General features: G+C 68.4%; 14 protein-coding genes. 9 read left to right on the top strand and 5 right to left on the bottom strand.

What is annotated here, in order from left to right:
• Positions 1-11 precede the first annotated feature (11 nt).
• The 3 genes from adh (at position 12) to ACE3T8_RS00060 (ending at position 3,640) form a co-directional block, all read left to right on the top strand.
• Positions 12-1,541, top strand: coding sequence for an aldehyde dehydrogenase (gene adh, locus ACE3T8_RS00070; RefSeq protein WP_374605781.1), 1,530 nt, complete (start codon positions 12-14; stop codon positions 1,539-1,541).
• A gap of 101 nt (positions 1,542-1,642) precedes the next feature.
• Positions 1,643-2,014, top strand: coding sequence for a DUF779 domain-containing protein (locus ACE3T8_RS00065; RefSeq protein WP_374605780.1), 372 nt, complete (start codon positions 1,643-1,645; stop codon positions 2,012-2,014).
• A gap of 45 nt (positions 2,015-2,059) precedes the next feature.
• A complete protein-coding gene (locus tag ACE3T8_RS00060; protein WP_374605778.1) occupies positions 2,060-3,640 on the top strand; it encodes a DUF389 domain-containing protein in 1,581 nt (526 codons plus the stop codon).
• A gap of 7 nt (positions 3,641-3,647) precedes the next feature.
• Here the strand turns inward: ACE3T8_RS00060 and ACE3T8_RS00055 are convergent, their stop codons facing one another.
• Positions 3,648-4,172 carry a hypothetical protein gene (locus ACE3T8_RS00055; RefSeq protein WP_374605777.1) on the bottom strand — a complete coding sequence of 175 codons (525 nt, stop codon included), beginning with the start codon at positions 4,170-4,172 and terminating at the stop codon, positions 3,648-3,650.
• A 60-nt stretch (positions 4,173-4,232) separates the two neighbouring features.
• Here ACE3T8_RS00055 and ACE3T8_RS00050 point away from each other — a divergent pair, with 60 nt between their 5' ends.
• On the top strand, positions 4,233-5,258 hold the full coding sequence (locus tag ACE3T8_RS00050; protein ID WP_374605776.1) for a class 1 fructose-bisphosphatase: 1,026 nt from the start codon (positions 4,233-4,235) through the stop codon (positions 5,256-5,258).
• Between the two features lie 6 nt (positions 5,259-5,264).
• Here the strand turns inward: ACE3T8_RS00050 and ACE3T8_RS00045 are convergent, their stop codons facing one another.
• Both ACE3T8_RS00045 and ACE3T8_RS00040 read right to left on the bottom strand, forming a co-directional pair.
• Positions 5,265-5,705 carry a response regulator gene (locus ACE3T8_RS00045; protein ID WP_374605775.1) on the bottom strand — a complete coding sequence of 147 codons (441 nt, stop codon included), beginning with the start codon at positions 5,703-5,705 and terminating at the stop codon, positions 5,265-5,267.
• Positions 5,702-6,439 carry an ATP-binding protein gene (locus ACE3T8_RS00040; RefSeq protein ID WP_374605773.1) on the bottom strand — a complete coding sequence of 246 codons (738 nt, stop codon included), beginning with the start codon at positions 6,437-6,439 and terminating at the stop codon, positions 5,702-5,704. Before ACE3T8_RS00040 ends, ACE3T8_RS00045 begins: the two co-directional genes overlap by 4 nt.
• A 210-nt stretch (positions 6,440-6,649) precedes the next feature.
• Here ACE3T8_RS00040 and ACE3T8_RS00035 point away from each other — a divergent pair, with 210 nt between their 5' ends.
• Positions 6,650-8,464: an SLC13 family permease gene (locus ACE3T8_RS00035; RefSeq protein WP_374605772.1), complete on the top strand. Its 1,815-nt coding sequence runs from the start codon at positions 6,650-6,652 to the stop codon at positions 8,462-8,464.
• Positions 8,465-8,474: 10 nt separating this feature from the next.
• Positions 8,475-9,338: a pirin family protein gene (locus ACE3T8_RS00030; protein WP_374605770.1), complete on the top strand. Its 864-nt coding sequence runs from the start codon at positions 8,475-8,477 to the stop codon at positions 9,336-9,338.
• A 155-nt stretch (positions 9,339-9,493) separates the two neighbouring features.
• On the opposite strand, the gene ACE3T8_RS00025 is transcribed toward ACE3T8_RS00030, so the two are convergent.
• Positions 9,494-10,612 (bottom strand): PA0069 family radical SAM protein, encoded by a 1,119-nt coding sequence (locus tag ACE3T8_RS00025; protein WP_374605769.1) that lies wholly within the window; start codon positions 10,610-10,612, stop codon positions 9,494-9,496.
• Positions 10,613-10,663: 51 nt separating this feature from the next.
• Here ACE3T8_RS00025 and cls point away from each other — a divergent pair, with 51 nt between their 5' ends.
• The 3 genes from cls (at position 10,664) to ACE3T8_RS00010 (ending at position 13,229) form a co-directional block, all read left to right on the top strand.
• Positions 10,664-12,103, top strand: coding sequence for a cardiolipin synthase (cls, locus tag ACE3T8_RS00020; protein ID WP_374605767.1), 1,440 nt, complete (start codon positions 10,664-10,666; stop codon positions 12,101-12,103).
• A gap of 66 nt (positions 12,104-12,169) precedes the next feature.
• Positions 12,170-12,424, top strand: coding sequence for a hypothetical protein (locus tag ACE3T8_RS00015; protein WP_374605765.1), 255 nt, complete (start codon positions 12,170-12,172; stop codon positions 12,422-12,424).
• Positions 12,425-12,455: 31 nt separating this feature from the next.
• Positions 12,456-13,229, top strand: a complete 774-nt coding sequence (locus ACE3T8_RS00010; RefSeq protein WP_374605764.1) for a pyridoxine 5'-phosphate synthase — start codon at positions 12,456-12,458, stop codon at positions 13,227-13,229.
• On the opposite strand, the gene ACE3T8_RS00005 is transcribed toward ACE3T8_RS00010, so the two are convergent.
• Positions 13,219-13,626, bottom strand: coding sequence for an ExbD/TolR family protein (locus ACE3T8_RS00005; protein WP_374605762.1), 408 nt, complete (start codon positions 13,624-13,626; stop codon positions 13,219-13,221). The two genes, ACE3T8_RS00010 and ACE3T8_RS00005, sit on opposite strands and share 11 nt — an antisense overlap.
• Positions 13,627-13,877: the final 251 nt, after the last annotated feature.

The raw sequence follows: 13,877 nt of genomic DNA, 5'->3' as shown, positions 1-13,877 counted from the left end.
CGGAGTTCCGCATGAACGCAGTCGCCTCGCCCCGCCCGCAAGCCGTCGATCCGTCTTCCATCTTCAAGAAGCGCTACGCCAACTTCATCGGCGGCAAATGGGTCGAGCCGGCGGGCGGCCAGTACTTCGACAACACCTCGCCGATCACCGGCAAGGTCATCACCTCGGTGGCGCGCTCGCAGGCCGCCGACATCGAACTGGCGCTGGACGCCGCGCACGCCGCGAAGGACGCCTGGGGCAAGACCAGCACCACCGAGCGCGCGAACATCCTGCTGAAGATCGCCGACCGCATCGAACAGAACCTCGAACTGCTGGCGCATGCCGAGACCTGGGACAACGGCAAGCCGATCCGCGAGACCCTCAACGCCGACCTTCCGCTGTGCGTCGATCATTTCCGCTATTTCGCCGGCGCGATCCGCGCGCAGGAAGGCGGCATCAGCGAGATCGACCACGACACCATCGCCTACCACTTCCATGAACCGCTGGGCGTGGTCGGGCAGATCATCCCGTGGAACTTCCCGCTGCTGATGGCCGTGTGGAAGCTGGCGCCGGCGCTGGCCGCAGGCAACTGCGTGGTGATGAAACCGGCCGAGCAGACCCCGGCCAGCATCCTCGTGCTGATGGAGGTGATCGGCGACCTGTTGCCGGGCGGCGTGCTCAACGTGGTGAACGGCTTCGGCCTGGAAGCCGGCAAGCCGCTGGCGTCCAACCCGCGCATCGCCAAGATCGCCTTCACCGGCGAGACCACCACCGGCCGACTGATCATGCAATACGCCAGCCAGAACCTGATCCCGGTGACCCTGGAGCTGGGCGGCAAGTCGCCGAACATCTTCTTCGCCGACGTCATGGCCGAGGACGACGACTTCCTGGACAAGGCGATCGAGGGCTTCGTGCTGTTCGCCTTCAACCAGGGCGAGGTCTGCACCTGTCCGAGTCGCGCGCTGGTGCAGGAATCGATCTACGACGCCTTCATGGAAAAGGTGCTGGCACGCGTGGCGGCGATCAAGCAGGGCAATCCGCTGGACCCCAACACCATGGTCGGCGCGCAGGCCAGCCGCGAGCAGCTGGAGAAGATCCTCAGCTACATCGACATCGGCAGGCAGGAGGGCGCCGAAATCCTGATCGGCGGTGAGCAGAACCAACTGGACGGCGAACTGGCCGGTGGTTTCTACGTCAAGCCGACCGTGTTCAAGGGCCACAACAGGATGCGCATCTTCCAGGAGGAGATCTTCGGCCCGGTGGTGTCGGTGACCACGTTCAAGGACGAGGCCGAAGCGCTGGCGATCGCCAACGACACGCTGTATGGCCTGGGCGCCGGCGTGTGGAGCCGCGACGCCAATCGCCTGTACCGCATGGGCCGCGCGATCCAGGCCGGGCGTGTGTGGACCAACTGCTACCACGCGTATCCGGCGCACGCGGCGTTCGGCGGCTACAAGCAGAGCGGCATCGGCCGCGAGAACCACCTGGACATGCTCAACCACTACCAGCAGACCAAGAACCTGCTTGTGAGCTACTCGCCTAAGGCGCTCGGCTTCTTCTGAGGTCGATCCTGCTGCGTTCGGCATCGGGCGCAGCGTGTTTCCATGCGGCGGATCGCGCGGTTCCCTCCCTCCCGCGCATCCGCCGCCTCTTCTTAGACGCCATGGACACAAGCCAGGTCATCGCCACGATCCCCGCGCTGCAGCTGATCGAAAAGCTGCGCGCGAAGCACGGCCCACTGCTGTTCCACCAGTCGGGTGGCTGCTGCGATGGCTCGTCGCCGATGTGCTATCCGGTCGGCGATTTCATCGTAGGCGAGCGCGACGTGAAGCTGGGCGAGATCGGCGGCGCGGCGTTCTTCATCAGCCCCTCACAGTTCGAGTACTGGAAGCACACCCAGCTTGTCATCGACGTCGTGCCCGGCCGCGGCGGCATGTTCTCGCTGGAGAACGGCGAGGGCGTGCGCTTCCTGGTGCGCTCGCGATTGTTCACCGACGAGGAATTCGCGCGCTTGCGCGACGAGGGCCGCGCCTGAGCCGCCGCGGCTGACCGCACGCGCCTGCCCCGCTATCCTGCGCCGATGGAAACGAATCTCGACATCGGCACGCCCGCCGCCTGGTGGCGATGGGCGCGGCAATGGCGCCAGAACCAGCTCGTCGACAGCATCGACCGCATCGCGGTGCTGGAGCACGTGCACGACGCCGGGCAGCTGGCACCGCGCTACGCCTTCATGATCGTGATGTCCTGCGGCATCGCCATGCTCGGGCTGTTGCAGAACTCGGTGGCGGTGATCATCGGCGCGATGCTGATCTCGCCGCTGATGGGGCCGATCGTCCAGCTCGGCATGGGCCTGGCCACCTTCGAACTGCGCAGCATCCGCGAGTCGCTGGTCACCCTGGCCACCGGCGTGCTGCTGGCGCTGGCGATCGCCGTGCTGATCGTGTGGATGTCGCCGCTGAAGGCAGCCACCAGCGAGATTTTGGCACGCACGGAGCCCACCTTCTTCGACCTGCTGGTCGCGGTGTTCTCCGGCCTTGCCGGCGCCTATGCCACCGTCACCCGCAAGGGCGAGACCATCGTCGGCGTCGCCATCGCCACCGCGTTGATGCCGCCGCTGGCGGTGGTCGGTTACGGCATCGCGGTGGGCAACGGATCCATCGCCGGCGGCGCCGCGTTCCTGTTCATGACCAACCTGCTGGCGATCGCGCTGTCGGTCACCATCGTCGCCCGCTGGTACGGCTTCGGTGGTGCCGACACGCCCAAGCAGACCGCCTGGCAGGCGATCATGATCGTCGCCAGCTTCGTGCTGCTGTCCATCCCGCTGGGGCTGGCGCTCAAGCGCATCGCCTTGCAGTCGCAGACCGAGCTGACGGTGCGGGCCACTCTCGACGCCGCGGCCAACCAGGCCGGCGGGCGGGTGTCGGCGCTGCGCGTCGACAATGCTGCGGACGGCGTTGCGGTGGACGTGGTGATGATGCTGCCAAGCCATGTCGGCGGGCTGGAATCGCGCCTGCAGGCGCAGCTGGCCGCACGTACATCGCAGCCGGTGTCGCTGCGCCTGCGCGAGGTGCTGACTGCCGACGACGCCAGCATCGCCCGCCAGCAGGGCACCCTGGCCCAACTCAAGCGCAGCGTGCTTGCGCTGGAGGACGCCGAAAGCGCGCGCAGCCAGCGCCTGCAGGCCGCGCAGGCCCAGCAGGCGCGCATCAGCGCCGCGCTGCTGCCCTACCTGGGTCGGCTGCAACGCAGCAGCGACGACAGCCGCTGGGAACTGTGGCTCGCCCCGGACGCGCGCGTCTCGATCGCGCGGGCACGGCGGATCGAGACCGACATCAATGCCGCGCGCTCGCAAGAGGACGACGCACTGCTGGTGATCCCGGCCCTGCAGGCGCTGCCGGTGATCGCGATGGGCGCGCCACGCGAAAACGACGCCGGTCCCGATGCTGCGCAACGGGGCATGCTCGATGCGCAGGCGTGGGCCCTGCAGCGCTGGCGCGCCGCTGGCGTCGATGCGGTGCTGGCGACCGCGGACGATGCGCAGGCCACCGCCTGGGAGCAGGCCCTGCGCGCAGCGATGGCGGCCCATCAGGTGTCGGTCGCCACGGTCAGTCGCATCCGCGATGGCGAAGCACACCTGCAGCTGGCCTTGCCATCGGACTGATCCACGCTCAGCCGGGAGGCAAGGCCTCGCCCAGGCTCAGGTCGATGCCGTTCGTGGCCGCGCCTGCGCCCACATCCACGATGATCGCGGTATCCGGCGGGCAGGGCGCGCGGATGCAGCGGATGCGCTCGGCATGCGCGAACTTCATGCCGGGATCGTCCAGCGCCTGCCCAGCAACGATGTAGCGCCCGGCCGCGACCTCGATGCGATAGGACGTCGCGCCTGTCGCGGTGTCGGTGCAGGTCGGCTTGCCGCCATCCAGCGGATGCGCGCAGACCCGCAACGCCGGCGGCGGGCGGTTGCCGTCGCGGATGGCGCCTTCGATGGCCGAACCGGATGGCGTGGCAACGGGCTGCGACGGCGCGGCCGGCGCGGCTGGCGTGGCCGCGGGTGCGGCGGTCGACGTCGGGGTGGCCTCGGCCGGGACGGGCGCGGACGCAGTCGGTGCAGGAGAAGACGCCGGGGCGGGCGGCGGCGAACACGCGGCAAGGGACAGGACGATCACGGCGGGCAACAGCAGCGGACGAGGCATCGGGGCGCTCCGTGGCGGACTTCGGCGACAATACCGCCTCCCGTTGCCACCGGCCTGCACATGTCGAACACGAACATCTCGCTGACCCGTTTCCTGATCGAGGAACAGCGCGCCGACCGGATCAATCCCGACCTGCGCCTGCTCATCGAGGTGGTCGCCCGGGCCTGCAAGACCATCTCGATCGCGGTCGGCAAGGGGGCATTGGGCGGCGTGCTGGGCGATGTCGGCAGCGGCAGCGACGCCAGCATCAACGTGCAGGGCGAGGCGCAGAAGAAGCTCGATGTGCTCAGCAACGAGATCCTGATGGAAGCCAACGCCTGGGGCGGCCACCTGGCCGGGCTGGCGTCCGAGGAAATGGATACCTCGCACCCGATCCCGGACAAGTACCCGCGCGGCAACTACCTGCTGCTGTTCGATCCGCTGGACGGTTCGTCGAACATCGACGTCAACGTCTCGGTGGGCACGATCTTCTCGGTGTTGCGCTGCCCGGACGGCGTGACCAATCCGGTCGATGCGGACTTCCTGCAGCCGGGTACCGCGCAGGTCGCCGCCGGCTATTGCATCTACGGCCCCAGCACCACGCTGGTGCTCACCGTCGGCCACGGCACCCACGCCTTCACCCTGGATCGCGAAGTCGGCAGTTTCGTGCTGACCGTGCGCGGCATGCGAATCCCGGAGGAGACGAAGGAATTCGCGGTCAACATGTCCAACCAGCGCCACTGGGAGCCGCCGATGCAGGCCTATGTCGGCGACCTGCTGCGTGGCGCGGAAGGCCCGCGCGGCAAGGACTTCAACATGCGCTGGGTGGCGAGCATGGTGGCCGACGTGCACCGCATCCTCACCCGCGGCGGCATCTTCAGCTATCCGCTGGACCGCAAGTGCGCGGACAAGGGCGGCCGCCTGCGCCTGATGTACGAGGCCAACCCGATGTCGCTGCTGGTCGAACAGGCCGGCGGCGCCGCCAGCACCGGCCACCAGCGCCTGCTCGAGGTGCAACCGACCGGCCTGCACATGCGGGTGCCGGTATTCCTGGGCTCGAAGGCCGAGGTCGAGGCCGCGGTCGGCTATCACGCCGCGGCAAGCTGATCCCGATCAGCAACGACGCGGCGGCAGGTTGATCCCCAACCAGTAACGTCCGACCTGGCGCACCACTTCGACGAAGCGGTCGAACTCGACCGGCTTCTGGATATAGCTGTTCGCGCCCAGCACGTACGCGCGATCCACATCGGAAGGCTCGATGCTGGTGGTGAGGACCACCACCGGCAGGCAACGCGTCGTCTCATCCGCGCGGATCGCCTGCAGCACTTCGTGGCCGTCCAGCCGCGGCAGGTTGAGGTCGAGCAGGACCAGCGCCGGAAGGTCGGCACCATCGCGATCCGCGTGACGGCCCCGCGCGAGCAGGTAGTCGACCGCTTCGGCGCCATCGCTGACCACGTGCAGGCGATGCGGCTCGCCGGCCTCGGCGAACGCGAGCCGGGTCAGCTCGACATCGTCCAGGTTGTCTTCCACCAGCAGGATGTCGTGGCCGTTCATCGCGCCTCCGGCATCGGCAAGTCTTGCAGCCGGACATGGAAGGTCGCGCCTTCGCCCGGCACCGATTCCGCGCGGATATGGCCGCCATGCCGCGACACGATCGTGTCGGCGATGGCCAGGCCGATGCCGTCCCCCGCACCGTCGTCGCTGCCGTGCAGGCGCTGGAACGGTTCCAGCATCTTTTCGGCATAGGTCATCTCGAAGCCGATGCCATGGTCGCGTACGACCAGCGCGAGTCCGTTGCCATCGCGCGTTCCGCTGACGTCGATCTGCACCCGCGGACGCGTCGCAGAGAACCGCCAGGCATTGCGCAGCAGTTGCGCCAACAGGGTCTTCAGCAGGCGTTCGTCACCGATGACTTCCAGTCCTTGCTGCACCTCGATCACGGCCTCGCGTCCGGGATCGGCATCCTGCAGCTCGGCGGCGCACCAGTCGGCCAGCAGGCTCACGTCGACGGGCATCGGGCGCAATTCGACGCTGCCGGCACGGGCCAGTTCGAGCAGGCCGTCCATGAGCCCGGCCATGCGCGCGCTGGTCGCGCTGATCCGTGCCAGCGACTCGATGGCGGCCGGATCGTCATTGGCCTGCAGTTGCCGGGACAGCCGCGCCGCGAAACCGTCGATGGCCCGCAGTGGCGCGCGCAGATCGTGGGAGATGCCATGCATCAACACCTGCAGGCGCTTGTCGGCAGCCTCAAGCTGCTGCTGCAACCGCGCTTCCCGTTCCGTGCTCATGCGGCGTGGCACCCCGGGTCGGTGCCACGCCCGCACGGAGACGAGCCGGGCGGCATCGCCATCCGGCATCGCATGGTGAATACATCAGTGGTTGCGGAACGCATGGGCATGGGCAGCTTGCTTGTGGATCGAGGTTAACGCCTGCCTTCGTCAACGCGATGTGCAGGTCGTCCCGGTCGCCATCACGAGCCGAACAGGCAGAATGCCGTCATGGACCTGCCGCCGCACCTGCTCCAGCAACTGTCGTTCGGGTTGATCCTGGTCGGCGGGCTGTACCTGTTCATCACCGAGAAACTGCGGGTCGACGTCACCGCGATGCTGATCCTGCTGGCGCTGGTGCTGACCGGCGTGCTCGATGGCAAGCAGGCGCTGTCGGGGTTTGCGAGTGAGCCGGCGATCATCGTCGCCGCGGTCTTCGTGATCTCCGGTGCGCTGGCCGCCACCGGCATCAGCGAGCGCCTGGGCGCATGGGTGGGTCGCGCGGGCGGTCGCGGTGAGGCCCGCACGATCGGCGTGGTGATGCCGCTGGTGGCCTTGCTGGCGGCGTTCACCCACCACGTCATGGTCACCGCGATGATGCTGCCGCTGTTGCTGCGGCATGCGCGCGACCGCCAGTTGCCGGCATCGCGCCTGCTGATGCCGATGTCGCTGGCGGCCTCGCTGGGCACCACCCTGACCCTGGTCAGCGCACCGGCCTTCCTGCTCGCCAACGACCTGCTGCAGCGCGCGGGCGCCGAAAGCCTGGGGATCTTCTCGATCACCCCGATCGGCCTCGCCCTGGTGGTGGTCGGCACCGTGTACATGCTGGTCGCGCGCTGGCTGCTGCCGCGCCGCAGCGGCGAGCGCAACGACGAGGACTACCTGCGGCTGGACCGCTATCGCACCGAGTTGCTGATCGTGAAGGACGGGCGCTGGTGCACGCGGCCGATGGCGGAGCTGCAGAAGGCGCTGGGCAGCCGCTTCCGCATGCTCGGCTGGTTGCGCGATGGCCAGCGACGTGACGACCTGGGGCCCAGCAGCCCGCTGCTGGCGGGCGACATCCTGCTGGTCGAAGCCGCCGCCGACGAACTGCTCTCGCTGCACGACGATCCCGGCCTCGACCTCAACGCGATCGCGCGTTTCGGCGACAACCTCGATGGCGAAGGCGAGCCGCAGCTGGTACAGGCGGTGGTCGCGCCCGGCTCCGAGTTCATCGGCCGCAGCATCCGCGAACTGGATTTCTCGCGGCAGTTCCATGCGGTCATCGCCGGACTGTGGCGGCGTGGCGCGGAAGTCGCCGATCGGTTGTCCGACGCACGCCTGCGCGAGGGCGACCTGCTGGTGCTGTGGGGCAAGCCCTCGCGCTTCGCCGACCTGGCGGCGCACCACGGCTTCCTGATGCTGGTGCCGTTCGCCGGCGAGGCCAAGCGCCGCCTGCGCGCGCCGCTCGCGTTGACGATCCTCGGCCTCACCATCCTCGCCGCCGCCACCGAATGGATCCCCGCACCGCTGGCGTTCCTGCTCGGCGCGGTCGCGATGGTGATTACTCGCTGCGTGGACATCGAACAGGCCTATCGCGGGATCGACGTGCGCATCTTCGTGATGATCGCTGGCGTGATCCCGCTCGGCATCGCGATGGAACAGACCGGCACCGCCGACCTGCTGGCGAAGGGCCTGTCGCACCTCGTTGCGCACTGGCCGCCGCTGGTGATCCTGCTGGTGATGTTCAGCGTCGCCGCCTTGCTCACCCAGGTGATGAGCGATGCCGCCACCACCGCATTGCTGGGTCCGGTCGCGATCGCCCTCGCGCAGTTGCTCGACCTGCCGCCAACGCCGTTCGTGGTGTGCACGGCCTTGGGCGCGGTGGTCGCCTTCCTCACCCCGATCGGCCACCACGGCAACCTGCTGATCCTCGGCCCCGGGCAATACCGGTTCGGCGACTTCCTGCGCATCGGCTTGCCGCTGACCGTGGCGATTGCCTTGGTCAGTGCGTGGATGGCGCGCTGGCTGTGGCTCGGCGGCCCACTGCTGCCCCACTTCGGATGAGGACGTCCCCATGACCACGCTGATCGCGCCACGCACCCACGACCTCGGCGGCTTCCAGGTGCGCCGCGCGGTACCGACCCTGCAGGCGCGCAGCGTCGGCCCGTTCGTGTTCGTCGACCACATGGGACCGGCGCATTTCGATGCCGGCCACGGCGTGGACGTGCGTCCGCACCCGCATATCGGCCTGGCCACGGTGACCTTCCTCTGGTCGGGCGGGATGCGCCATCGCGACACCCTCGGCAGCCTGCAGGACATCCTGCCCGGCGACGTCAACTGGATGACCGCGGGACGCGGCATCGCCCACTCCGAACGCACGCCGCCGGACCTGCGCGAGACCGGCTTCCCGCTGCACGGCATGCAGACCTGGGTGGCGTTGCCGCAGTCGGACGCCGAGGTCGAGCCTTCGTTCCATCACCACGCCGCATCGACGTTGCCGCAACGCGATCACGCCGGCAGCCTGTTGCGCATCATCGCCGGGCGCGCGTTCGGCATGGAATCGCCGGTCAAGGTGTTCGCCGACACGTGGAACGTCGCCGTCGACCTCGCCGCGGATGCCGAACTCACGCTCGCGCCCGAAGCGGTCGAACGCGCGCTGTACGTGCTCGAAGGCGATGCGCAACTCGACGGCACCGACATCCCTTCGATGCACCTGCTGGTGCTCGATCGTGGCGTGCGCCACGTGCTGCGCGCGAAGACGCCGCTGAAGGCGATGCTGCTTGGCGGCGAACCTTTGGATGGCCCGCGGCACATGTGGTGGAACTTCGTGTCGTCGTCGAAGGAGCGCATCGAGCAGGCGAAGCACGATTGGGACGAAGGCCGCTTCGGGTTGATCCCGGGCGACGATGTGGAGCGGATTCCGCTGCCTGAGCGTTGAGGCCGCATCGCGGGGCCAGCGCAGCAGGCCCGATACCGGGGATTGCTCCTCGGCTTCTGCGAACGTCCTGTTCGAGGCGCCGCCGCGCGCCGTCCCTGGCGCGCTTTCCGCAATCCCCGGCATCGGGCCTGCCGACACATTCCTGCGACGTGAGGTCAGAACAAGGAACCCTGCGGCGTCGGCTTCCTCGGTGCGACGAACAAATCCGTGCGCAACGGCGGCACGCCCTCGAACCCCAACCGCTTGTGGGTCTTGGCGAAGCGCATCGCGACAAGATCCGCGAACGGCCCCTGCCCGCGCATGCGGCTGCCGAAGGTGCTGTCGTAGTCCTTGCCGCCGCGCATCTGCTGGACCAGGCTCATCACGTGCTCGGCACGCTGCGGGTAGTGCAGCTGCAGCCATTCACGCCAGATCTCTTTCAGCTCATGCGGCAGGCGCAGCAGCACGTAGCCCGCGGATTGCGCACCGGCATCGCGGGCGGCTTCGAGGATGTGCTCCAGGTGCATGTCGGTGATCATCGGGATCACCGGCGCCACCAATACGCCGGCCGGCACGCCCGCTTCGTGCAGGGCCGCGAGCATCTTCAGGCGCGTGCGCGGTGCAGCCGCGCGCGGCTCCAGTTTCGACGACAGCGTGTTGTCCAGCGAGGTGATCGACACGAACACGCTGACCAGGCCGTGCTTCGCCAGCTCGGCAAGCAGGTCGAGGTCGCGCAGCAGCGCGCTGCCCTTGGTGACGATGCTGAGCGGATGCCGCGTCTCCAGCAGCACGGCCAGGCAGTCGCGGGTGATGCGATGGTGTCGTTCGATCGGCTGCCAGCCATCGGTATTTATGCCCAGCGCGATCGGCGCGGGCACGTAGCCTGGCTTCGCCAGTTCCGCGCGCAGCAGCTCGGCGGCATTGGTCTTCGCGAACAGCTTCGTTTCGAAATCGAGGCCGGGCGACAGGTCGAGGTAGGCATGCGACGGCCGCGCGAAGCAGTACACGCAGCCGTGTTCGCAGCCGCGATACGGATTCACCGATTGCGAAAACGCGATGTCCGGCGACCGGTTGCGGCTGATGATGCTGCGCGCGCGTTCGGTGGTCACCTGCGTGCGTGGTGATGGCGCATCGTCCATGCCGTCGTACACCGAGCCCCAGCCGTCGTCCTCGCCGCGGTATTCGCGCTTCTCGAAACGCCCGGCCACGCGCGAGGCCGCACCGCGACCCCTGGTCGGTGCCATCGCGCGGCGAGCATCGTCGCCGGGCCGGCCTTCGTCACGTGAAATCGCCATCGTTCCACCCTACCCTGTCGTGGTCGCAACGCACGCGACGCCGGAGTCCCGATGCCCGACCTGCTGCATGCCTGGGACGCCTTCTGGGCGATCCCGCATATCCGCGCCTGGCTGACTGGCGGCTGGATCCTCTACCTGGTCTGGCTGGGCCTGTGGATCGTGCTGCAGAAACGCGAGCCTGCGGCGACGCTGAGCTGGCTGGTCAGCCTGGCCGCGTTGCCGTACATCGGCTTCGCGGTCTACTACCTGCTGGGCCCGCAGAAGATCACCCGCCATCGCGCGCGCCGCCTGCGCCATCGCGCGTCCCTCGCGCGCGAGCCCGAAGGCCCGGGCGACGACAGCGTGGAACTGCGCACGCTGGCCCATGCCACGACCGGCCTGGCGCCAACCACCGCGCGAGACGTGCGCCTGCTGGTGGACGGCGGCAGCAAGTACCCGGCCTTGCTGGAGGCGATCGCCGCCGCCCGCGACCACGTGCACCTCGAGTACTACATCTACAACCCGGACCACTGCGGCACCGCCCTGCGCGATGCGCTGGTCGAGCGCGCGCGCGCCGGGGTCAAGGTGCGCCTGCTGCTGGACGCGATGGGTTCCAAGCAGGCCAAGCCGCGCTTCTTCGCGCCGCTGGTCGAAGCCGGCGGCGAGCTCGCCTGGTTCCATCCGGCGCAACCGTGGACCCTGTGGAAACGGCCTTGGGTCAACCTGCGCATGCATCGCAAGATCGTGGTGATCGACGGGAGCGTCGGCTTCCTGGGCGGCATCAACATCACCGACGAGGAAGACGAGCGCCTGCGCGAGGACGCCTACCGCGACCTGCACCTGCGCGTCGAGGGCGACGTGGTCCGCGCCTTGCAGGAAGTCTTCGTCGAAGACTGGGCCTACGCCACCGAGACCCGCGATTTCGTCGGCGACGTGGTGCGGGCGATGCCACCCGCGCAGCCGGGGCCGATCCGCGCGCAGTTGCTGAGTTCCGGGCCGGATTCGCCATGGGAATCGATCCATCGCCTGCACGTGGGCGCGATCCATTCGGCCGGCAAGCGGGTGTGGCTGGCCACGCCGTATTTCGTTCCCGGCGAGGCGGCGATGATGGCGCTGACCTCGGCCGCGCTGGGTGGCCTGGACGTGCGCCTGCTGGTGCCGAAGATGAGCGACAGCCGGCTGGTGACCTACTGCGTGCGCTCATACTTCGACGACCTGCTGGCCGCCGGGGTCAAGGTGTACGAGTACGGCCCGCGGATGCTGCACACCAAGGCGATGCTGGTCGACGACCACCTGGCGATCATCGGCACCGCCAACTTCGACCATCGCAGCTTCCGCCTTAATTTCGAGGCCTCGCTGCTGTTCGACGATGCCGGCGTGGCCGCCGACCTGGCGCAGGTCATCGAACGCGAATTCGCGTCCGCGCCACGGGTGCGCAACGATCGCGCGCGGCCCCTGCTCGGCGCCCGCCTGCCCGAGGCACTGGCCCGGCTGATGGCACCGCTGCTCTAGCGGCGCGCCTGTTCGTGGCGGCGGTGGCTGGCGTTACACTGCGCCCTTCCCGCCCGGAGCGCGCGCATGCACTGGCTGTTCTTGCTGATCGGCTTCGCCATCCTGGTGATGTCGTTCCTGACCACCAACACCGTGGTGATGGTGCTGTGCTGGCTGGTGGCGCTGGTGCTGTTCGGCCTGTGGCTGGCGGCGATGTATTCCGCACGGGTGGGCAGCCAGGAACGCGACGTCTCGATGATGATCGACCCCGCCGAGCTGCGCCGATTCCGCGAACAGGCCGAGGCCCGCAAGGCGGCGGCCAGCCAGGACGCGCAGGATTGATCGCAGGCTTGCGCCAGGCAGTTCCTTCCGCATGACCGCCCTCAGCGTCAACCTCAACAAGATCGCAGTGCTGCGCAATTCGCGCGGCGGCACGCAGCCCGACGTGCTGCGCGCCGGGATCGCCTGCCTCGACGCTGGCGCGCACGGACTGACCGTGCACCCACGCCCCGATGCCCGCCATATCCGCGAGGACGACGTGCATGCGCTGGGCGCGCTCTGCCATTCGCGCGGCGTCGAGTTCAACATCGAAGGCAATCCGTTCGCCTCGCCGCGGCCTGGCTACCCCGGCCTGTTGGCGCTATGCCAAGCGGTTCGGCCGGCGCAGATCACCCTGGTGCCGGATGGCGATGGCCAGCTCACCTCGGACCACGGCTTCGACTTCGCCCGTGACGGCGAAGCCCTGCGCCCGCTGGTCGCCATGTACAGGCAGCTTGGATGCCGGGTCAGCGTGTTCGTCGACGTCGGCGATCCGCTGGTCGAGCATGCCGCCAGGGCGGGAGCCGATCGTGTCGAGCTCTACACCGGCCCGTTTGCCGAGGCCTGCGCCAGCGGCCACGCCGCGGCCGCATTGCGATCCGCCGCGGAGACTGCGCGCCGCGCGCAAGCAGCCGGCTTGGGCGTCAATGCCGGGCATGACCTGAGCCAGACCAATCTGGCCGAATTCCTCGCTACCGTGCCCGGCGTGCTGGAGGTTTCCATCGGCCACGCGCTGATCGGCGAAGCCTTGTACGCGGGACTGGATCCCACCGTCCGCGCCTACCGCCGCATCGTCGATGCGGCGGTAGGCCATTCCGTCAGCGCTTGATCGCGATATCCCGGTAACCCGCATTGCGTGCGGCGGCCAAGGCAAACGCGAATGCCCGGTATTCCGCTTCACCGCTGCCATCCAGCGCCAGCGCGGCCTTCGGTGCCTGCGCATGCTGGGCACGCAGTTCCGCGGTCAATGCCGACAATTCGACACGCACGCCATCAAGCAACGCGCTGCCATCGGCCTGCACCTGCAGTTGCACCGGCTCGGGTCTGGGAACGGGTTGCACATCGATGGTTCCGGGCAGGGTCAAATCGATCGATTCGCTGCGGATCGGCATGGTCACCATGAAGATCACCAGCAGGACCAGCATCACGTCGACCAACGGGGTGATGTTGATGCCGGCCATCGCAGCGGCTTGCGGCTGCGGTCGAGCAAACACGGAAGCGGTCATGCCACACCTCCTGGACGGGCCCGATGCCCGACTCCACGCTGCGCCCGAGTCCGCATGCCGTCAAGCCCCTCGTGGCCTGGATTGCCCGTACCGCATGCCCAAGGGCTGGTAGAGGCACAAAAAAAAGGTTCTTCTCCCATCTGAGGGAGAGGCGCACGGCCGACCCGGTTAGTTTGCAGTTGTCGAGTCAACAAACCGGGGGTCGGCCGTGGCCGACGGCGATTGTATTGCCCAGCTCGCTGGGTGGGTGG

Origin of the sequence: Thermomonas sp. (assembly GCF_041919455.1) — a bacterium.
Classification (GTDB): Bacteria; Pseudomonadota; Gammaproteobacteria; order Xanthomonadales; family Xanthomonadaceae; genus Thermomonas.
The sequence above is the reverse complement of the archived record's forward strand: the minus strand, read 5'-3'. Positions and strand labels throughout refer to the sequence as shown.